Here is a 19,420-nt window from a genome sequence, read left to right on the forward strand (position 1 = left end):
CGGATTACGGGTTTCCGCACCCCCGGACACGCCGCGGCCCCCGGTGGAGGAGCTCCACAGGGGGCCGGGCGGCGGACGAGGCGACTTAGTAGCCCCGCCAGTAGGCGCCGTAGCCACGGGCGGCGGCCATGTTGTCCATGGAGCCGTAGCGGGCGTCGCAGTAGCGCGAGCTGGCGATCAGGTTGTCGACGGGGTTCCGGATGTCGGTGTGACCGGGCAGCGCGTAGGCGCGGAAGGTCGGCTGGATCATCTGGGTCAGGCCGATCGACGGGGTGCCGTTCTTGGCGTTGATGTCCCAGTTGTTGATCGCGTTCGGGTTGCCCGACGACTCGGCGATCGCCGCGGCGCGCATCGCCTTCGCGGACGGGACGGGCTTGCCGGCGGCGGCCAGCACGTCACGGGCCTCGGCGATCCAGCCGTCCAGGTTGTTCGCGTAGGTCGGCTTGGCGGGCGCCGGCGCGGGCTCCGGGGCCGGGGCCGGAGCCGGGGCGGGGGCAGGCGCGGGCTCGGGGGCCGGCTCGGGCTGCGGCTGCGGCTCGGGCTGGGGCTGGGGCTGGGGCTGCTCGGCGGGCTGCTGCTGCTCCTGCGGCTGCTGCTCCGGCTGGGGCTGCGGCTGCTGCTGGTCCTGCGGCTGCTGCTCGGCGTTCTGGCCGTCGGTGGCGACCGCCGCGGTCTCGGCCTTGGCAGGCGCCGGGGAGGCGACCGCCTGGCTCATGGGCAGCAGGGCGCCGACGGCGATGGCGCCGGCCAGGCCCACGCCGAGGAAGGCGTCGGGCATCCGGTGGTGGCCCATCCGGATCTGCGGCAGTCGGCCGAGATTGGTCTTGATGCGTCGCATGTCGAGTACCTCCGAGAGTCGTGTTCCAGGTCACGCCGCACCCGGGCTGGACATGGCGGAACTCCGCGGTACTGCGGGGTTCCTCGGCCCGGGACGGCCGGCCCGGCGGCTCGTGCTCACCGGGGACGCGGCGCCGCACTGGTGTGTGGCGGTCTGCTGCGTCGTGAAGCCCCGTGAGCATCTGAACGGCTCGGGGCACAACCACGACATTGCCTGAGCCCCCAACCCGGCGGCAAACATCCCGAAATGGGGCACCTCGGACCCGTCGACCAGCCTGCTTCCCTTGCGCGACAAGGGATCTGGCGGCCCGCCGGGGCCGACTTTCCCAGCTGCTTATGAGGAGGCTCACAGGCCGCTCCCAGGAAGCGCCAACCCCGCCCGGCGACACGGAATTTGGGCCCGCGCCCAAGCGCGCCAAGGCCTCCGGGCCACCCCGGGCCCGCCGCCGGACCGCATCCGCCCGGCCCGCCCTGTGACCCCGGCCACCGGCCGTCCGCTGTGGCCCGGCTCTCACCCCGGCCACCCGCCGCAGCCGCCCCGCCACCCGCCGCGCCCGACCTGTGACGGGGGCCACCGCCGACCCCCGCGAACGCCCCAGCCCGACTGTGGCCCGGGCCACCCGCACCGCCCCACCGCCGCCGCCCGGCTGTGACCGGGGCCACCCGCCGACCCCGGCGAACGACCGTTCGGGCACGCCTGGTTGACTGCGGCGGGAGGTCAGGTGGAAGCGTTGGTCGCGGCGTTCGCGCCGATCTGGGTGCTGACGGCGGTCGGCTGGGCAGCCGGGCGGACCGGGCTGCTGGGCGGGGACGCCGAGACGGTGCTCGGCCGGTTCGTGTTCCACGTGGCGATGCCGGCCGCCCTGTTCACGGTGGTGGCCCGCACCGATCTGGCGGGGTTCGCCAACACCTCGATGCTGGCGTTCGCCGCCGGGACGCTGGTCGCCTCGCTGCTGGGCCTGCTGGCGGGCCGCCGCCTGTTCCCGCGCGGGTCCGCCGAGCGGACGGTGGCGGTGATGGCGGCGGGCTACGTGAACTCGGGCAACCTCGGCATCCCGGTGGCCGCGCAGGTGCTCGGCGACGCGTCCTTCGTCGCGCCGGTGCTGCTGTTCCAGGTGCTGCTGGTGACCCCGGTCATGCTGGCGCTGCTGGACGCAGCCACCGGCTGTGCCGCCCGCCCGGCCGAGCGGCTGCGCCGGCTGGCGCTGCTGCCGCTGCGCAACCCGGTGATCCTCGGCGCGGGCCTGGGCGCGGTGTTCTCGGCGGCGCACTGGCGGCTGCCCGGCCCGCTCGCGCACTCGGTGGACCTGCTGGGCGGCGCGGCCGTCCCCGCCGCGCTGGTCACCCTCGGCCTGTCCCTGCACACCCCGCCCGGCGCGGCCCCGCAGCGCCCGGACCGCGCCGAGCTGGCCGTCACGGTGCTGCTGAAGACCGCCGTCCAGCCGCTGGCCGCGCTGGCGGTGGGCGCGCTGCTGCTGCACCTGCCGGGCCCGCAGCTGCTGGCGGCGGTGCTGCTGTCGGCGCTGCCGACCGCGCAGAACGTGTACGTGTACGCGCGGCTGTACGGGGCGGCGCCGGTGCTGGCGCGCTCCTCGGTGCTGATCTCCACGCTGCTGTCGATGCTCACCCTGTCGGGCATCGCCTGGGCGCTGGGCGGACGTTGACCGTCGACCGCCTGTGCGGCAGGTCACAGGCTTCGCCCCGGCCCGGCCCGCTCACGTAGAGTTCGCCGGTATCCATGGGGAGATAGAGGAAGCATCCGCAGTGACGAACGCGCAGACCCAGCCGGCCACCGAACCGGTCGAGGACGACATCGACTACGGCAAGGGCATCGACCCCGAGCGCCTTGAGCTGTGCCTGAGCGTGATCGCCGAGCTGGACGAGATCCACGTGGACCACCCGGACGCGATCCGGATCCGGATGGCCGTCGGCGGGATCTTCCGCACGCTCAAGCAGCGCCGCCGCCAGGAGACCCGGGCCCGCAAGACCGCCAACGACCGCGCGGTGACGTCCAGGACCGCGACCGGCGCGCCGGGCCGGATCGACGACGAGACGGCGGGTGCGTTCGGTCTGACCACCGAGACCACCACCGAGCTGGCGGGGATCCTGGAGCGGGCCCGCTCCTGCTACATGTGCAAGCAGCGGTACACCGAGGTGGACGCGTTCTACCACCAGCTGTGCCGCAACTGCGCCGCGCTCAGCCGGCAGCGGCGGACCGCCCGCGCCGACCTGACCGGCAAGCGCGCACTGCTCACCGGCGGCCGCGCCAAGATCGGCATGTACATCGCGCTGTGCCTGCTGCGCGACGGCGCGCACACCACCATCACCACCCGCTTCCCGAACGACGCGATCCGCCGCTTCTCGGCGATGCCGGACAGCGCCGACTGGATCCACCGCCTGAAGGTGGTCGGCATCGACCTGCGCGACCCGGCGCAGGTGATGGCGCTGGCCGACGAGGTCGCCGCGGACGGCCCGCTGGACATCCTGATCAACAACGCCGCGCAGACCGTGCGCCGCTCCCCCGCCGCCTACCGGGAGCTGCTCGCCGCCGAGTCGGCGCCGCTGCCCGCCGGGGCGCTGCCCGCCTCCACGGTGATCGGCCGGTTCGGCTCCGGCGCGGTGGACGTGCCGGCGCTGCCCGGGCAGAGCCGCAACGAGCAGCCCGTGGTGAGCGCCGAGGAGGTCACCGCGCTGGCGCTGGTGACGGGCTCGGCCTCGCCGGAGCGGATCGCCGCGGGCACCGCGATCGACGCCGGCGGCCTGGTGCCGGACCTGGCGGACACCAACAGCTGGGTGCAGACCGTCTCCGAGGTCGGCCCGATCGAGCTGCTGGAGGTGCAGCTCTGCAACTCCACCGCCCCGTTCATCCTGATCAGCCAGCTGCGCCCGGCGCTGGCCGCGTCCCCGGCGCGCCGCAAGTACGTGGTGAACGTGTCCGCGATGGAGGGCGTGTTCGACCGCGGCTACAAGGGCGCCGGCCACCCGCACACCAACATGGCGAAGGCCGCGCTGAACATGCTGACCCGCACCAGCGCGCAGGAGATGTTCGAGACCGACGGCATCCTGATGACCGCCGTCGACACCGGCTGGATCACCGACGAGCGCCCGCACCCGGACAAGATGCGCCTGCACGAGGAGGGCTTCCACGCCCCGCTCGACCTGGTGGACGGCGCGGCCCGGGTGTACGACCCGATCGTCCGCGGCGAGCTGGGCGAGGACCTGTACGGTTGCTTCCTGAAGGACTACCAGAAGGGCAAGTGGTGACGGACGCTCAACTCCCGGTCGGTCCGCACTCCCTGGCGCCGCTGGTCGGCGCGGGCGTGATCGTGCCGACCGGGGACGGCCGGGTGCTGATCGGACGGCGCACCACGGCCGGCGAGCCGCCGACCTGGAGCCTGCCGGGCGGCAAGGTCGACCACCCCGGCGAGTCGTTCGAGCAGGCCGCGGCCCGCGAGTTGGCCGAGGAGACCGGCATCGTGCTGCCCGCCGGGCAGATGCGGGTGCTGGCGGTGCTGCTCGACCACGAGCTGGGCCGGACCAGGGTGACGGCGGCGGTGCTGGCCCCGCCGAGCCTGGCCGAGGCGCTGGTCACCGAGCCGCACGCGTGCGCCGGCTGGGAGCGCGTCCCGGTGGACGCGCTGCCCGAGCCGATGTTCTACCCGTCCGCCCAGGTGCTGGCCGCCTGGCTGCCCGAGTACCGCGCCCCGGGCGGCACCTGGTGCTACCCCGCCTGATGGCCGCCACGGCCGCCTGACGGGCCGTCACGCCGCTCTGGCGGGTGGGGTGTCGTCTTGTCCGGCGGGCGCCGTCAGGCCCGCCTGGCGGCCCGCAGCGGGGCGCCGCGGCCCGTGCCCTCCCGCCGCACCAGCAGGATGAAGGTCCGGGCCCAGGCCCGGCCGCCGGTCACCCGCGGCCAGTCCAGCCCGGCGAGCGCCGCGGACGCGGCGGCGTGCGGTGCGCCGTTCACCCGGACTTCGGCGGTCTGCTCGCCGTCCCCGCCGCCGAACAGCACCTTGATGCCGACGAGTTGGTCCCGGCCGAGGTCGCCGCCCAGCGCGGGGGCGAGGGCCGGCGGCAGCGGGTTGCGCACCAGCCAGTCCTGGACGGCGTGGTAGCGGGCGCCGGTGCCCCAGCCGACCACGCCACCGTGGATGGCGTGCCAGCCGGGCATGCCGTCCGGGTCGCGCGGGTCGAGGTGGCCGGCGAACCGGCCGTTGTGGGCGACGAGTTCGATCAGCGAGGCGCCGGTGGTGGCCGCCCACACCTCGATGCCGCGGCGCACCGGGTCCCGGTCGCCGTCGCCGATGCCGGTCACGCAGTCCCGGACGGCCGTCTCCGGACGGTCACGGTCCGCGAGGAACACCAAGTCCAAATGGTGCGGATGCGGATCGTCCGATTCTGCGAGCCGGACCGCCATGCCTCCCGGCCCCCGGACCTCGACCCCGCCCTCCCCCTCGACCCGCCACGGCTCGCCGTGCAGTGCCGACAGTTCGTCTGCCACCGCACCCAACACGACCTGCGCGGACGGCCGTTCGGCGCTTCTCCCGGCGGCGGCCGGACCGGTCCCGGACCGGCCGCGCCGCCATGATCCCCATGCCATGCGCACACCGTAGCCAGGTCCCGGTTTGCCGACAATGCGGATAACACTCGGGTTTGGCAGGTGGTCGGCGGCGTGCGGTATGTGTATCGTCGCAATGCGCTATCAGGGACTTACCGCGGGCAGCAGCTGGGGGCGGGCAAATGGCGGTGCAACTACCATCGGGACTCAACGGGGTCATAGGCCTGCTCGGCGTACGGTTCCCCGGTGCCAATGAAGACGAACTGAACCAACTGGCCAGCCAGCTGGAGAAGTTCGCGAGTGCTCTGGACTCCGCCCAGATGGCGGCCGACCGGGCACTGACGATGCTTCACGAGGTCTACAAGGGCTCCTCGGCGGACCGACTGTCCGAGCTGTGGAGCACCATCACCAAGTACTCCAAGGTGATCGTCGAGGCGTGCCAGACGATCGCCAAGGTGCTGCGCGCCGCAGCAGTGGTGATCGAGGTGGCGAAGACCCAGTCGATCGTCCAGCTCTTCTCCATCCAGGCGAGCCTGGCGGCGGCCTCGTCGACCGGCCCGTGGAGCACCGCGGCGGTGCTCCGGCTCGGCCGCGAGCTGATGAACCGGCTGCTGTCCGAGGCGGTCAGTCGGCTCGGCCACGCGCTGCTCCAGCCGATCGAGGACATGATCGTCAAGGCGGCGCAGCACATCGTGCCGACCCCGGCCAACAACTCCAACGGCCAGGGCTTCAACGTCGATCTCGCCCAGGTCGCCTCCTGCGCGGCCGACCTGCGCCGCGGCGCGGACGACATCGAGTCGCACGGCATGGACTTCAAGCGGATCGTGTCGGGCCTGAAGATGGGCGAGTCCGGCGACCCGTTCGGCAAGCTGGTGATCCAGGTCGCCCAGAAGATCCTGCAGACCATCGCCGAGGACGTGCTCAAGCGCATCCTGGGCTCGTTCCGGGACACCGCCGGCAAGATGGACAAGCTGGCCGGCAACCTCAGCGAGAACGAGGCCAGCAACCGGACGTCGCTGAACAGCATCGCCTCCATGGTGGCGAACCCGCTCAGCCCGGACCTGTCGCCCGGCACCGGCCTCAACTCGGCCGGCACGCCCCGGATCGGCGGGGGCGGCGGCTCCTCGGACGCCGGGCTGGCCGCGTCGTTCGCCGCACTGTCGCCCAAGCTCGGCCCGGTCGGCGGCTCGTCCTCGCGCGGCGGCAGCGGCAGCGGGGTCAACACGCTGGGCCTGAAGGAGCCGAACCTCAAGGGCATCGGCGCCGCGCTCGGCGGCCACTCCGGTGGCGGCGGTGGCGGTGGCGGCGGTGGGGCGGACTCGCCCGGCGTCGGCGGAGCCGGAGCGGCCGGAGGCTTCGCCACCCGGCTCTCCCCGCCCGGCGGCAGCGGCTCCAAGACCGGCGCCATGCGCCTGGGCACCAGCCTGGAGGGCGACCACCACGAGGGCGTGTCGGGCGTCGGTTCCGGCTCGGGCTCCGGCGGCGGTACCGGCACCAGCACCGCAGGCCTGGCCGGCCGTCCCCCGATGGCCGGCGGCATGATGGGCGGAATGCACATGGCCGGCGGCGGCAGCTACGGCCCGGTCGGCGGCAGCGGCATCCGCGGCGCGCAGCGCCGCGGCGGCGGCGGCCAGGGCGGCAACGGCGGTGCGAACGGCAACGGCAGTGAGAACGGCGAGAACCCCGCCGACGGCGTGATCTCCGACGCGAGCGCGTCGGCCGCGCACTCCGCCCTGCAGCTCGGCCGGGTCGCCCCGGTCCGTCGCGAGCCCGGGGAGGAGCGCGCCGAGCGCGACGACCGCTACGACGACGACTTCGACGCGGACCTCACCGACCTCCCGGACTTCACCGAGTTCTCCGACCCCGCCTGACCCACCACCCCAAGGGCCCCGCGCCCGGGCACCCGCCCGGCCGGGGCCCTTGGCGTTGCCCGGCACTGTTTTTGACGGCACGTCGGTCGCCAACTAGCAAACCTCAGCAGCCCCAACAGTTCCCCATTCCTCCGCGCCGCTTCCCGCCCCCCTGCCCCATCTCCCCCACCCGCCCCAACAGTTCCTCCAGCCCCACCCCTCTGTTTCCTCCGTGCCACTTCCCGCCCCCTCCACGCAATTGGCGCCCCCGGCGCCCCATCACCCCCCGCCATCCACTTCCCACCCTCCTGTCCCATCTCCCCCACCCGCCCCAACAGTTCCCCCAGCCCCACCCTCCTGTTTCCTCCGTGCCACTTCCCTTGAATTGACCGTGAACGGTAAACTTTCCCCCTTGGTGGTATGGACCACGAACGAAGGCGGTGGCTAGGGTCGATTTCGGCCCGCACCCTCGAACCTGCGACGGGACATGTCCGTGACCGACACTCTGGCGGTGCCTGACACCGACGGCGCCCGCTACGAGGCCGACCGGCTCGATGCGACGGCCGCCTGGGTCGCCCGGCACCGTCCGCCCGGCAGTGGCTCGCTGGCCGAACTCGGCGCGCGCGACGGCGCGTTGACCGGTCGGCTGCTCAAGGCCGGCTACACCGTGCACGCCGCCGAGCCCGATCCGGCGTTGCGTCAGCGCCTGCTCTCGGCGTTCGGCCGCCGCACCCGCCTGCGGCTGAGCGCGGCCGACCTGGCCGCCCCGCCGCCGGTACGCCGGCGCTTCGGGGCGGTGCTGCTGATCGAGGCCCTGCAGGCCGGCCAGGACCTGGAGCTGCTGCACGCTCTGCGCACCGACCTGCTGTTCGTCGCGCTCGCCCCGTCCGCCCTCGACGGGCGCCTGCGGCCCTGGCTGTCCGCCCAGCAGGGCTGGCTCCTGGTCGAGGAGATCGATCTCGCGGCCCCGCGCGCCACCGCCGCCTGCCGCCCGGCCCCGGGCAGCCGCGGCATCCTGCTCCGCCGCTCCGTCTGACTCCCCGTCACCGCCGAACAGGAATACGCTGACCGTCGTGTCGATCTCCGGAACCGCCTCCTACGCCGACCGCGCCGCGCTGCCCGAACCGGTCGTCCGCGCCGTCGAGTTGGCCGAGCGTCTCGGCTTCGCCCAGTCCTGTCGCCCGGAGCACGGCCGGCTGCTCCAGGCGCTGGCGGCCGGCGCGGCGGACCGGATCGGTGAGACGGGCACCGGTTGCGGTGTCGGCCTGGGCTGGCTGCTGGCCGGGCGGCGGCCGGGGGTGCGGGTGGTGAGTGTCGAGCGGGAGGCCGAACGGGTCGCGGCCGTCCGGGAGTTGTTCGCCGACGTCCCCGACCTGGAGATCGTGCACGGCGACTGGACGGCGATCGCCGCGCACGGCCCGTTCGACCTGCTGGTGCTGGACGGCGGCGGCAACGGCAAGCAGTCCCCGCCCGCCGACCCGGACCTGCTGCTGACCGCGGCCGGCACCCTGGTGGTCGACGACCTGACGCCCCTCACCGCCTGGCCGCCGACCCACCAGGGCCGTCCGGACACCGGCCGCACCGCCTGGTACGACCATCCATCGCTGCTCACCACCGAGGTCCGGCTCGCCCCGGACCTCGCCACCCTGCTGGCCACCCGCCGCCCCTGAGCGGCCGTCAGGACTCAGTACCCGACGGCCTCCCGGAGCAGCAGCACGATGCCCTGGGTGAACCGGGTCGGCGCGTTGAACACCACCAGCTGGTTGACGGCGCTGGGCATGCCGTAGGCGGCCTCGGTGCGGGCGCTCTCCAGCGGGAGGACGTGCTCCTCCAGGCGGTGCAGCGCGGCGGGCAGGTCGGGGACGATCTTCTGTGCGCCGACGATCCAGATCGCACGGGCGGCGCCCCCGGTGTACGCGGGCAGTTGGCTGCCGCTGCCGGAGGCGACCACCAGGGAGCCGGTCTCGGTGAGCGCGGCGACGCTGCCGATCACCACGTCGGGGGTGGCGAGCAGGTGCCGGATCTCGTCGGCCTCGCTCTCCCGGTCCATGGTCAGCACCCGGGGCTTGACGGACCGGGGGTGGCGGTCGCCGTTGAGGTCGTCGTCGATGCCGGACAGCCGCAGCGTCTCGCTGGCCGTGGTGTAGACACTGGCCTTCTCCGCGACGAGTTCCCGGACCCGGGCGCGGGCGGCTTCGGCGTCCGCCAGGATCTCCACGCCGAAGCCGCGGGCGGCGAGCGCGTCGGCCGTCCGCTCCAGGCGCTCCGCGGAGACCGGCTCGGTGTACTGGGCGGTCGGCGCCGCGGCCTGGTCGGGCGCGGACCCGGCGAGCGGGCTGGTGTCCAGGTAGCGGAGCTCGTAGACCCGCTCGGTGAACCGCCAGCCGTCCGGGGTGCGCCGGTAACGGTCGTGGTAGATCGCGTAGTTGAGACCCTGGATGCCGTTTCGCAGCCGGGCGATCTCGTGCATGTGGGCGCGGCCGGTGGCGGTGTCGCCGTCGATCACGATCGCGCCGGGGTGGGTGTTCTGCACGAAGAACTCCCACTGCTCCTGGAGCTTCTCGCCGCCGAGCCGGATCTGCTCGGGGCCGGTCAGCTCGATCGGGATGTTGGGCATCCGCAGCACGCCGTCCGCGGTGAACAGCGCGGCGAGCCGGGCCCGGTCCCGCATCATCGCCGCGTCGGTGAACTCGGCCTGCAGCGCCTGGATCTCGACGCGGTCGGCGGTCGCCTGAAAGGTGGTCATCGGATTCTCCGTTCGTCTTCCTGACCAGTACGACAAGGCGGCCGCACGGAATGTGAGGCGGCGGCGCGACGTCACATTCCGACCCGCTGCTCCGTCGTACCGATCGGGAGCCCGGGACCGGGCGCCGACCGACGAGGAGTGCGAGGCAGCGTGAACGAGACTCACGAGGACGACCTGGACGACGCGATCATGGGCGAGCGCCGCCGGCTGACCAACCTGGCGTACCGGCTGCTCGGTTCGCTGGCCGATGCCGAGGACGTCGTGCAGGAGACGTACGCCCGCTGGTACGCGCAGTCCGAGCAGCAGCGGGCCGCGATCGAGTCGCCCGGCGGGTGGTTGACCACGGTGGCCGGGCGGATCTGCCTCAACCTGCTGGGCTCCGCGCGGGTGCGCCGGGAGCGCTACGTGGGCGAGTGGATCCCCGAGCCGCTGCCCGCGCACCGGGAGGGGGCCGCCGGGGCGGCGGCCGACCCCGCGGACCGGATCACCCTGGACGAGTCGGTGCACATGGCGTTCCTGGTGGTGCTGGAGTCGATGACGCCGGCGGAGCGGGTCGCGTTCGTGCTGCACGACATCTTCCAGTACCCGTTCGCCGAGGTGGCGGAGGTCCTGGGCCGGTCTGCGGCGGCCTGCCGCCAGTTGGCGACCTCGGCGCGCCGCCGGATCCGCGCCTCGCCGGCGCCCGCCACGCCGTCGAGCGCCCAGGCGGGCGTCGTGCGGGACTTCAAGCGGGCCTGGGAGGCGAAGGACGTCCGGTCGCTGATGGACCTGCTGGACCCCGACGCCACGGTGATCGCCGACGGCGGCGGCCTGGTCGGCGCCCTGCTGGAGCCGCTGACCGGCCGGGAGAACATCGTCCGCGCCTATCTCGACGTCGCCCGCTTCGGGCCGGAGACGACCTTCCTGGAGCGCACCGTCAACGGCCAGCCGGGCCTGATCGCCCAGCAGGGCGGCGTCACCGTCACGGTCTTCGCGTTCCGGATCGTCGACGACCGGATCACCCACATCTGGGGCGTGCGCAACCCGGAGAAGCTCCGCCCCTGGACGAGTGCCGACGCCTGACGCCCCGCCGGCCCCCGTACCCGCACGGGGGCCGGCTACTGTCCGGTATTCCCGTCCAGCAGTTCGCGCACGATGTCGAGGTGCCCGTTGTGCCGGGAGGTCTCCTCGATCAGGTGCAGCAGGATCCACCGCAGGTCCATGTGCAGCCCGCCGCGGGACGACCGCACGGCCTTCGCGTCCAGGTCGTGCTCGGCGACCAACTTCCGGAAGCGGACGCTCTGTTCCTCGTACTCCGCGAGCAGCTGCGCCAGCGGGACGTCGACCGCCGTGCGCATCTCCGGGTCCGGGTCCTCCTCGGTGGCCGCGGCCAGCGGCCCGACCAGCTCCTCCCCGAGGAACACCGCCTCCAGCCACCAATGCTCGTTCCACCGCAGGTGGCTGATCAGCCCGCACACCGTCATCAGCGGCGAGTCGGGCAGTGGCGACCGCCGGGCGTCCTCGGCGGAGATCCCCTCGCACTTGGCGCGTGCGGTGGCCCGGGCGTAGTCGAGGAAGGTGGTCAGCTGGGTGCGCTCGTCCCAGGTGGGAGGCGTGTCGGTTCGCTCAGTCATCGCGCGCAGTCTGCCGCAGGCCCGACGATCCGTCGACGAGTTTTCGGCCCGCCCGGCGGGAGCGGCGCAGCTCCCGTGCGCACAGGACGGTGCCGGTCGGGCCTGCCGAGCGGACTCACCCCGCCCGACAGGCCCGTCCCGCACCGGCGTTGACTGCTCGCGGCGTCACACCAGCTGGGCGACCCCGCCGTAGCAGCCCGCCTGCGCGTCGGTGACGGCCGTGTCGTCGCCGCCGGGGTTCCACCGGGGGCTGGCGACGACACCGGGGTCGAGCAGGCGCCAGCCCTGGAAGAGCGTGGTGACCTCCTCCTGGCTGCGGGCCTGCAGGTCAGTGCCGGAGCTGCGGTAGACGTTCTCCATCCGGGCGGTGGCCTCGGGGTCGAAGTCGGCCGTGAAGTGGGTGATGACGAGGTAACTGCCCGGCGCGAGGCGCGAGGTGAACGCCTCGACCACGTCGAGGGCGCTCTGCTCGGGCCGGTCGGCGACGAAGTGCAGCACGGCGACCATGCTGAGCGCGACGGGCCGGTCCAGGTCCAGCGTCCGCGAGGCCGCGTCGAGGATGGTCCGGGCGTCCCGGATGTCGCCCTGGACGTAGTCGGTGCGGCCCTGGGCGGTGCCCTCCAGCAGGGCCTCGGCGTGGGTGAGGACGATCGGGTCGTTGTCCGCGTAGACCACCCGGGCCGCGGCGTTGACGCCCTGGGCGACCTCGTGCAGGTTCGGCGAGGTGGGGATGCCGAACCTGGGCGACCTCGTGCAGGTTCGGCGAGGTGGGGATGCCGGTGCCGATGTCGAGGAACTGGTCGATGCCGAGCTCGGCCATGGTCCTGGTGGCGCGGCGCATGAAGGCGCGGTTGGCGTGCGCGGCGAGCCGGGCGTTGGGGAAGGCGTCGAGCGCGCGACCGGCGGCCTCCCGGTCTGCGGGGAAGTTGGTCACGCCGCCCAGGTAGTAGTCGTACATCCGGGCCGAATGGGCCTGGTGGATGTTGAGGTTGATGCCGATCTGCGGCGTCTGCTGGGCGGTCTCGTCAGCCATCGCGCGTCCCCCTGGTCGCTGAGCGTTCTCCGTCTGCTCCGCCCCGAGGGGGTATGCCGCGGCACGCCCCCTCAGGCGGAAGTCATACGATCATTCCCCTATGATCACGCCCGTGAACCGGCCCGGGCAACCGACCTGGTCGCGCCCTGCGGACTCCATGCCCACGCCCGCCCCGACCAACCCCCGCGCGACTCGCCGACCGGGTTCGGCTGCTGACGGAGCCTCAACTGGCCGTCCGACTTTCGCTTCTGTGCCACGGATGTTCACAGAGTTCCGCTTTCACCACAGGGATCCCGATACGCTGAAATGGTGGTGTGAGGGGGGCACAATCCCCTCGTCAGGGCATCGGCGTCTGGCGCGAAGGAGTCGCGGGCCGCGATCCGATCGATGCGGGAGGCGCTCCCGCTGGGAGGGGTGGCAGTGGACCCGGAGTTCGGATTGGCGGCACCGCAGCGGCGAGATCAGCTGACGTTCGACGCGTTCTGCGAGACCCACGAGCAGGCGTGGCTCGCTGCGGCACGCGCCTGCCGACTGTCCGACGAGCAGGCCCACGCCGTGGTCGACGCGGTCCGCGACTGGCTGTGGGGCGACTGGCAGATGCTGCTGCGCGAACCCGCCCCGGCCGCCTCGGCCTGGCGGGTGCTGAAGGAGGAGATCTCCAGGGCGGGCCTCGCGGCGACGGCCGACGGCGACCAGCACGGCCCCCAGGACCAGTGGCGGGTGGCGATCCGAACGGCCATGCACCGCATGCACATGGGGTTCGCCTCGGACGTGCTCGGCACCTACGAGGCGATCCTCTCCCTGCCCGAACGCCAGCAGGACGTGATCATCCTCCGCTACGCTCTGGACCTCCGGGACGAAACGGTCGCGGAGTACCTGGACTCGACGGTCGTGACGGTGCGCTCCCACGCCCGCCACGCCGAGAGCCGCCTCAAGGAGAAGCTCGCCCGGAGGAACGCGTGAGCGGAAGATCCGCCGCCACCAGAGCCGCCCTGGAACGCGGCCGGGGCGCGGCCCCGGCCCCGCTGCGCCTGGCGCACCGTCAGGCCCGCCACGAACTGGCCATGCTGTGCTCGCTGATCCTCGCCAACCCGGCGGCGGCCAGCTCCCTCGCCAAACTCGTCGACAGCGAGGTCGAACGCCCCGACGGCGCCCTGGTCCTGGGCGTCCTGCTCAACCTCGCCGACTACGAGGAGGGCGCCCGTTTCTGGTGGGAGTTCGCCGCCGGCGGCGGCAGCCACCTCGCCGCCTCCTGCCTGTGGTTCCTGCACCAGTCCCGCGGCGAGCCCAAGGACGCCAACTTCTGGCGCCTCCAGGCCGAGTCTCTGGCCCAACTCCCCCAGCCCGCCTGGCAGTTGTCCTCCCCCGACCGCCCCCTGGTGCCGCGCAGCGTCCGCGCCGAAATACTCGCCCTCTGCAAGCAGGGCATGTCCCCGCGGCTCCCCCCGCGCCTGGCCGCCGTCCTCAAGTCCCTCCCCGTGGAGGACGACAACGGCGACTGGCCCGAAATCCCGCACTGGAGCCCCGACGTCGTCCACCACCTCCGCGCGGCCACCGAGGACACCCCCCGCTGACCGGCCGGTTCAGGCCCGGGCGGCCTCGGCGGCGATGCCCTCCAGGACCGCCCCGATCCCCTCGCGGAGACTGACGAGGCGGGCCTCGACGATCGCCTCCTCCCGCTCCGGGTTGGCCGCGACGAAGGCGTGCAGCGGGGTGGGCAGGTTGCCCATCCCCATGCCGTGGCGCACCCTGGTCCCGGCGCCCTCGGGGGTCAACTCGTAGAACCAGTGGGCGAAAGCGTCACCCTGCGCGGTGGCGGTGTCCGGCAGCACCGACCAGGCGAAGCGTCGACTCGGGCTGAGCTCGGTGATCCGATTGACGGTCTGCCACCGATGCCCGTCCGGCCTCGCGTTGTGCCCGGCGAAGCACGCCCCCACCGCGGGCCCCTCCGCACCCTCCAACCACTCGGTGCGCTGGAGCTCCGGACTGAACCGCGGCGAGGTCGAGATGTCCGCCACCAGCTCCCACACCCGCTCCGGCGGCGCGGGAATCGTCGCCTCGACCACCACGCCGAATTCCTGGGAGAGTCGCACGTTGCCTCGTTCCTGTTGATCCCGATCCACCCGGCCCACGGCCGGGGCCCTGCTCCCGCCAGGGTGTCATGTACCTACAGCCCACCCGAACGTGGGGCACGATCAGGCCCGGCACCGCACTCCCGCTACCCGGGCCTCGACCGGCAGCGCAGTCACGCCCCGTCGTCGACCCGGCGCCGAGTTCGGGAAAGCGGCCTGGTCCCGTCCGAGCGTGTGCCACCATCGAACTGTGCCGGAGCGGGGGACACTCCGGCGCAGGGGGTGCGGAATGCTTTCCGGATGGCGAACGGTTGCCCGCCTGATCACTGCGATCGCCCTGACTGCCGGCTACCTCACACTGCACCTCGCGATCACCGCAGCTCAGGACATTCAGACCGGTGACCGCTTTCGTGATGCCCAGGTCCGCGCCGCGGCCTTCGCCGCCCGGGTGGACCGATTCGCGAGTGGCGACACGGCCGTCCGGGCCGAACTCGTGGCGGCCGCACAGTGGTTCGAGGAGAACGCCCCGCCCGGCCGCGCCCGGAGCACGGTCTCCACCACCGTCGACCTCGTACGCCGGAACGACGGACCGGGTGCCCTGGCCCGCACCGGCACGCTGCAGGCGGACGTCGAACGGGACCGGTCGGCACTCCGTCGGGCCGTGGACGCGGAAGCACAGGCGGCGCTGTGGCTCGCGGTCGCGGCTGTGGTCCTCACCGCACCGGCGCTGATGTTGCGTCGGCAACGTCTGGCGGCTGCGGCGGAAGCCGCCCGCACCGTCAGCCGATTCGCCGAACCGCAGCCGTGGTGGCGCCGACCGTTGTTCCTGACGGCGAGCAGCATCGGGTACTGCCTGTTCACCGCCGGCTACTTCGCCGTCAACACGGCCCAGCGGTCGGGCTTCCAGAATCCGGTGGCCGTCCAACTCGTCCTGCTGCCCGCGGGACTGGCCGCCCTCGGCGCAGGCTTCCTGATTCTGCGACGCACCCGGCCCCGCTCGGCGCGGCCCGCCGCCCGCGCACTGCAGGCCGACGGCCGTCGGCCCGTGCTCTACCTGCGCAGCTTCGCCGACGACGGCACCGCCGCCAGGATCGACGACTGGGTGGCGCTCAACCTCCACTCCCGGGAGGAACAACTCGCCGCCGCGCTGGCCTCGTTCGGCCCCGTGATCGCGGTGGGCCGACCGGGCGAGCCCCTGCCCCTGCTCGGCGCGGCCCGGTTCTACCTGCCACTGGACGACTGGCAACCGACGATTCTCCACCTGATGGACCTGTCCCGACTCATCGTGCTGCGAGTGGGCACCGGGGCGGGGCTGCGGTGGGAGATCGAGCAGGCCGTCGCCACTCAGCCCGCGGGCAAGCTGGTCCTGCTGACACCGGGCCGGGTCAGCGACACGGCCGCCAGCACGGACGGCCGGCTACCCGTGCCGCTGCGGCTGGAGGAGATCGCCGCGGACACCTCCTGGATCTCGGCCGCCGTCACGTTCGGCGCGGACTGGACGCCGCACGTGCGGGCGATCGAGCCCGCTCCCGGCACAGAACCGCCTCGCGGCAGGCTTCGACGCACGTTCACGCCGGTCCAGGCAGTGTTCTGGGAGCCGTCGCCGGCCCGTCGGACGGTCCGCGCGATGAAGGCCGCACTCGCAGCGACGGGCGTCCGCGGCCGCATGTTCGTGCTGCGCAGCGACAGCAGCCCGCTCGCCACCCTGGGCAAGGGCTCCGTGGCGATCGCAGTCCTGGCGCTGCCGTACCGGCTGCTCGAACTGGCAGGCCTCTGGTAGCACCGCTCGGCGTGACTTCGGAAGAACTGACGTCAAGAGAGGGGAACCATGGACAACGCACAGCAAGGCAGTACCGGTGCCGCGAGCGCCACCGAGGGAACGCGGCGCAGGCCGGTGAGCGGGTGGGCGGCAGCGGTGACGGTGCTGATCCTGATCGTGCTCCTGCGGGAGCTGGTGGTCCTGGTGGCCAACTGGCGGGACTACGAGCTCATCCACGCCTACCTCGACGGGACGGCCACCGAGGCGGAACTCGTTGCCGCCGACGCCGACGCCCTCACGGCGTTGTCGGGGTCGGCGCTGCTGTCGTACCTGCCCTGGAGTGCGGCGGGCGTGGCGTTCCTCGTCTGGCTGTGGCGGGCCCGCATCAACGCCGAGTCGCTCCGCGGCCGCGATACGCAGCGCCGCACCCGGATCTGGATCGTCGGCTCATGGATCACCCCCGTGGTGAACCTGTGGTACCCCTACCAGATCGTCTCGGACGTCTGGCAGGCCAGCTCGCCCCGGCGATCCGCCCCCGGCGCTCTGGTCAAGGCCTGGTGGGCATGCTTCGTCCTGCTCGGCCTGGTCAGGCCGATCCAGTGGCGCCTGGCCAAGCAGGACTGGACCAGTGAAAGCGACGTCCTCGCCAACGCGAACGTGTCTCTCCTGTTCGCGGTGCTGGCCGTGGCGGCCGGCGTGCTGGTCGTCCTCATCGTCAGGCAGGTCACCGCGTGGCAGAACCAGGCGCCGCAGACCGTCGGAGACGACCAGTGACCACCGCATCCGCACCGCCGTCGCCATCGCCATCGCCATCGCCATCGCCCGAGCCGAAACCTTCGCCGGAAGTCCTGGAGCTGTACAAGCTCGCGGTGGAGATGGCCGACCGGGTCTCCGCCCGCCGCGGCACGGCCAACGCCTTCTTCCTCTCCGTACAGACCACCCTGGTCGCCGTAGTGGGGTTCGGCGCCCCCTGGCTCGCACAGTCCGCGTGGTGGACGGTCGGCGCCGTCACCGCGGCCGGCCTCACCCTCTCCACCGCCTGGTGGCTCCAACTGCAAAGCTACCGCGACCTCAACACGGCGAAGTTCAAGGTCATCAACGAACTGGAGGACCGCCTGCCGGTCAAGGTCTTCACTGCCGAATGGAACTACCTCAAGCAGGACCCGCCCCCGGTCGGACGCAGGCGCTACGCGGAACTGGGCGTCTCCGAACGGTTCGTGCCCTGGATCTTCGCCGCGGTCTATCTCTTCATCCTGCTGGGGACAATGCTCAAGTGACCTACCTCGACCAGCTCGCCGAACTCATCCGCTCCTGCCTGCCGCCGAGCGCCTGGCCCCCGGCCGACTCCGACGACCTGTTCCGCAGCTACGCGGTCCTGCTCCGGGCCAAGGGCACCCAGGTCACCGACGAGGACGTCCACGACGCCTGGTCGGCCTGGATGCAGTCGGTGAACCCCACCCACCGCGCCCTCGTCCCCTTCCACGACCTCCCCGCCGAGACACAGGCCTTCGACACCCCGTACGCGGAGGCGATCCGCGAGGCGGCACGCAAGACCGGGCGGTGAGGGTGGTGCCGGGCGCCCGGCTCACCACGCCTTGGTCAAGAACGCGGAAGGAGCAGCCCCCTGATGGCCGATACCTTTCCGGCCGCCGACGCGTGGACTACTACGGGTCGGCCAACGGGGCCGGCACGGAAGGGGGAACGACATGCGACGGTGGACCACCGCGCTGGCTGCCGTGATGCTCGCCGCGGGGGTGGCGGCGACCACGGTCCCGACGGCCTCGGCTGTCACGGCCACCACTGACTGCTCGACCGCGTGGGGCAGCCTGGACCGGCAGGACCGGACCGTCCCGTACCAGCCGCAGGCGCTGACGAACGTCCGCACCGGCGCCCACGAGTGCTTCGACCGCCTGGTGATCGACGTCCCGGGCACCTCGCCGGAGAACCCGCTCGCCTACCAGGTGCACTACACGAACGCCAACGTCGTCTACCAGGCCGGCTCCGGCACACCGATCCCGGTGAGCGGCGGCGCCGTCCTGGAGATCGTCGTCGGCGCGAGCACCTACGACCCCGCCACCTGGCAGAAGGTCTACCCGGCCCGCTCGGGCGACCCCCTCCCGGGCGTCGACCTCACCGGCCACCGCACCTTCGTGGACGCCCGCTTCGCCGGAAGCCTGGAGGGCGAATCCCAGTTCGGCCTCGGCGTCCGCGCCCGCCTGCCGTTCCAGGTCTTCCAGCTCGACAACCGCCTCGTCATCGACGTCGCCCACAGCTGGAGCACCACCGCCTGACCCGGGGGTCCCGCACAGCCCGGCGATCCTGTGAGCGCTCCGGCCGAGCGACACTCGGGAGGCCGAAAGCGCGCAGGCCCCACCCCTGGAACGGGACAGGGCCTCCGCGAGCCGACCGCTCGGCCAGGACCGGGAACGGGCGATGATCTCGTCGCGGGTGGTCGCGCCATTGACCGGGGGAAGCGGCAGGAGGAGAGGCTCGGGTGTTGCGCGGCGGCGGCGAGCTCCGACGAGGTCGCCGCCGCGGGACTCGGCCCCACTGGGATTCGGTACTCTTCACCCGCTTGCAGCACCAGACGCGATGGGCGGGCATCGACTCAACCCCTTGACCCCCAATCAAGTGCATTCGCTAACGTGCAATCGGCCGCCTGCTCGACAAGTCTCGAGCGGGCAGTCAACTTGCTCTACAGAAAACCGAGTTGGACCGCAAGAGCTACTCGCATGGTTCATGTGGGCTGGCGGGGCCCAGCAACAGCCGTGGCCACGCCGAGTATCAGTGCTCCAGCCGCCACTCACTGCACACCGGTGATGCCTCCCGAGACTCCAGCCTGCAGGGTCGCCTGCTGCAGGGCATCCGACGGTGGATCAGAACCGCCTACTCGCCGACTACGTGCCGTGATCTCCCGAGCGGCGTGTCGTCCTGCGAGGTCGTCGCCGAGCA

The 19,420-nt window shown here is 72.7% G+C and carries 20 protein-coding genes and 1 pseudogene; 14 read left to right on the plus strand and 7 right to left on the minus strand.

Annotation, left to right across the window (positions count from 1 at the left end):
• Positions 1-85: 85 nt before the first annotated feature.
• Positions 86-838 carry a lytic transglycosylase domain-containing protein gene (locus tag IEZ12_RS27060; protein ID WP_189275534.1) on the minus strand — a complete coding sequence of 251 codons (753 nt, stop codon included), beginning with the start codon at positions 836-838 and terminating at the stop codon, positions 86-88.
• Between the two features lie 721 nt (positions 839-1,559).
• Here IEZ12_RS27060 and IEZ12_RS27065 point away from each other — a divergent pair.
• From IEZ12_RS27065 to IEZ12_RS27075, 3 genes are all read left to right on the plus strand, one after another.
• Positions 1,560-2,501, plus strand: a complete 942-nt coding sequence (locus tag IEZ12_RS27065; protein WP_229848095.1) for an AEC family transporter — start codon at positions 1,560-1,562, stop codon at positions 2,499-2,501.
• 100 nt (positions 2,502-2,601) lie between these two features.
• The gene (locus IEZ12_RS27070) at positions 2,602-4,101 is read left to right on the plus strand and encodes an SDR family NAD(P)-dependent oxidoreductase (RefSeq protein WP_100585170.1); all 1,500 of its coding nucleotides are present in this window, start codon (positions 2,602-2,604) and stop codon (positions 4,099-4,101) included.
• Entirely contained in the window at positions 4,098-4,571 is a 474-nt protein-coding gene (locus IEZ12_RS27075; RefSeq protein WP_229848097.1) for a nucleotide triphosphate diphosphatase NUDT15, read from the plus strand. Before IEZ12_RS27070 ends, IEZ12_RS27075 begins: the two co-directional genes overlap by 4 nt.
• Positions 4,572-4,645: 74 nt before the next feature.
• On the opposite strand, the gene IEZ12_RS27080 is transcribed toward IEZ12_RS27075, so the two are convergent.
• On the minus strand, positions 4,646-5,437 hold the full coding sequence (locus IEZ12_RS27080) for a DUF6348 family protein (RefSeq protein WP_308431087.1): 792 nt from the start codon (positions 5,435-5,437) through the stop codon (positions 4,646-4,648).
• 140 nt (positions 5,438-5,577) lie between these two features.
• Here IEZ12_RS27080 and IEZ12_RS27085 point away from each other — a divergent pair, with 140 nt between their 5' ends.
• From IEZ12_RS27085 to IEZ12_RS27095, 3 genes are all read left to right on the plus strand, one after another.
• Positions 5,578-7,266, plus strand: a complete 1,689-nt coding sequence (locus IEZ12_RS27085; protein WP_444542898.1) for a WXG100 family type VII secretion target — start codon at positions 5,578-5,580, stop codon at positions 7,264-7,266.
• 472 nt (positions 7,267-7,738) lie between these two features.
• Positions 7,739-8,281 (plus strand): hypothetical protein, encoded by a 543-nt coding sequence (locus IEZ12_RS27090; protein ID WP_229848099.1) that lies wholly within the window; start codon positions 7,739-7,741, stop codon positions 8,279-8,281.
• Positions 8,282-8,318: 37 nt separating this feature from the next.
• Positions 8,319-8,915 carry an O-methyltransferase gene (locus IEZ12_RS27095; protein WP_189275546.1) on the plus strand — a complete coding sequence of 199 codons (597 nt, stop codon included), beginning with the start codon at positions 8,319-8,321 and terminating at the stop codon, positions 8,913-8,915.
• Positions 8,916-8,929: 14 nt separating this feature from the next.
• Here IEZ12_RS27095 and IEZ12_RS27100 read toward each other — a convergent pair whose 3' ends face one another.
• Complete coding sequence (locus tag IEZ12_RS27100) at positions 8,930-9,991, minus strand: LUD domain-containing protein (protein ID WP_189275548.1); 1,062 nt, start codon at positions 9,989-9,991, stop codon at positions 8,930-8,932.
• Positions 9,992-10,141: 150 nt separating this feature from the next.
• Here IEZ12_RS27100 and sigJ point away from each other — a divergent pair, with 150 nt between their 5' ends.
• On the plus strand, positions 10,142-11,053 hold the full coding sequence (gene sigJ, locus IEZ12_RS27105; RefSeq protein ID WP_268250273.1) for an RNA polymerase sigma factor SigJ: 912 nt from the start codon (positions 10,142-10,144) through the stop codon (positions 11,051-11,053).
• Positions 11,054-11,088: 35 nt separating this feature from the next.
• Here the strand turns inward: sigJ and IEZ12_RS27110 are convergent, their stop codons facing one another.
• The 3 genes and pseudogenes from IEZ12_RS27110 to IEZ12_RS39205 all read right to left on the minus strand — a co-directional run.
• Positions 11,089-11,604: a DinB family protein gene (locus tag IEZ12_RS27110; protein WP_189275550.1), complete on the minus strand. Its 516-nt coding sequence runs from the start codon at positions 11,602-11,604 to the stop codon at positions 11,089-11,091.
• A gap of 165 nt (positions 11,605-11,769) precedes the next feature.
• The gene (locus IEZ12_RS39200; RefSeq protein WP_229848102.1) at positions 11,770-12,279 is read right to left on the minus strand and encodes an SAM-dependent methyltransferase; all 510 of its coding nucleotides are present in this window, start codon (positions 12,277-12,279) and stop codon (positions 11,770-11,772) included.
• Between the two features lie 109 nt (positions 12,280-12,388).
• A pseudogene (locus tag IEZ12_RS39205) lies at positions 12,389-12,637 on the minus strand (SAM-dependent methyltransferase); the annotation flags it as partial.
• A 438-nt stretch (positions 12,638-13,075) separates the two neighbouring features.
• Here IEZ12_RS39205 and IEZ12_RS27120 point away from each other — a divergent pair.
• Positions 13,076-13,600: a sigma factor-like helix-turn-helix DNA-binding protein gene (locus tag IEZ12_RS27120; RefSeq protein WP_189275552.1), complete on the plus strand. Its 525-nt coding sequence runs from the start codon at positions 13,076-13,078 to the stop codon at positions 13,598-13,600.
• On the plus strand, positions 13,597-14,211 hold the full coding sequence (locus IEZ12_RS27125; RefSeq protein ID WP_189275554.1) for a hypothetical protein: 615 nt from the start codon (positions 13,597-13,599) through the stop codon (positions 14,209-14,211). The genes IEZ12_RS27120 and IEZ12_RS27125 overlap by 4 nt, the downstream gene beginning before the upstream one ends.
• Before the next feature lie 9 nt (positions 14,212-14,220).
• On the opposite strand, the gene IEZ12_RS27130 is transcribed toward IEZ12_RS27125, so the two are convergent.
• On the minus strand, positions 14,221-14,730 hold the full coding sequence (locus IEZ12_RS27130; protein WP_189275556.1) for an SRPBCC family protein: 510 nt from the start codon (positions 14,728-14,730) through the stop codon (positions 14,221-14,223).
• 427 nt (positions 14,731-15,157) lie between these two features.
• On the opposite strand from IEZ12_RS27130, the gene IEZ12_RS27135 reads away from it, so the two are divergent.
• The 5 genes from IEZ12_RS27135 to IEZ12_RS27155 all read left to right on the plus strand — a co-directional run bounded on the left by IEZ12_RS27135 (position 15,158) and on the right by IEZ12_RS27155 (position 18,759).
• Positions 15,158-16,489 (plus strand): transferase, encoded by a 1,332-nt coding sequence (locus tag IEZ12_RS27135; RefSeq protein ID WP_189275558.1) that lies wholly within the window; start codon positions 15,158-15,160, stop codon positions 16,487-16,489.
• 135 nt (positions 16,490-16,624) lie between these two features.
• Positions 16,625-17,242 carry a DUF4328 domain-containing protein gene (locus IEZ12_RS27140; protein WP_229848104.1) on the plus strand — a complete coding sequence of 206 codons (618 nt, stop codon included), beginning with the start codon at positions 16,625-16,627 and terminating at the stop codon, positions 17,240-17,242.
• Entirely contained in the window at positions 17,239-17,745 is a 507-nt protein-coding gene (locus tag IEZ12_RS27145) for a RipA family octameric membrane protein (RefSeq protein WP_229848106.1), read from the plus strand. The genes IEZ12_RS27140 and IEZ12_RS27145 overlap by 4 nt, the downstream gene beginning before the upstream one ends.
• The gene (locus tag IEZ12_RS27150; RefSeq protein WP_189275562.1) at positions 17,742-18,032 is read left to right on the plus strand and encodes a DUF7701 domain-containing protein; all 291 of its coding nucleotides are present in this window, start codon (positions 17,742-17,744) and stop codon (positions 18,030-18,032) included. Before IEZ12_RS27145 ends, IEZ12_RS27150 begins: the two co-directional genes overlap by 4 nt.
• A gap of 142 nt (positions 18,033-18,174) precedes the next feature.
• Entirely contained in the window at positions 18,175-18,759 is a 585-nt protein-coding gene (locus IEZ12_RS27155; protein ID WP_189275564.1) for an AMIN-like domain-containing (lipo)protein, read from the plus strand.
• The last annotated feature ends 661 nt before the right edge of the window (positions 18,760-19,420 follow it).

Origin of the sequence: Kitasatospora griseola, assembly GCF_014648555.1 — a bacterium.
Taxonomy (GTDB): Bacteria; Actinomycetota; Actinomycetes; order Streptomycetales; family Streptomycetaceae; genus Kitasatospora; species Kitasatospora griseola.

Coding starts and splice junctions, on each gene's coding strand:
- IEZ12_RS27080 (WP_308431087.1), bottom strand. CDS start 5,437: ATGGCATGGGGATCATGGCGGCGCGGCCGGTCCGGGACCGGTCCGGCC.
- IEZ12_RS27100 (WP_189275548.1), bottom strand. CDS start 9,991: ATGACCACCTTTCAGGCGACCGCCGACCGCGTCGAGATCCAGGCGCTG.
- IEZ12_RS27085 (WP_444542898.1), top strand. CDS start 5,578: ATGGCGGTGCAACTACCATCGGGACTCAACGGGGTCATAGGCCTGCTC.
- IEZ12_RS27060 (WP_189275534.1), bottom strand. CDS start 838: ATGCGACGCATCAAGACCAATCTCGGCCGACTGCCGCAGATCCGGATG.
- IEZ12_RS27110 (WP_189275550.1), bottom strand. CDS start 11,604: ATGACTGAGCGAACCGACACGCCTCCCACCTGGGACGAGCGCACCCAG.
- IEZ12_RS27155 (WP_189275564.1), top strand. CDS start 18,175: ATGCGACGGTGGACCACCGCGCTGGCTGCCGTGATGCTCGCCGCGGGG.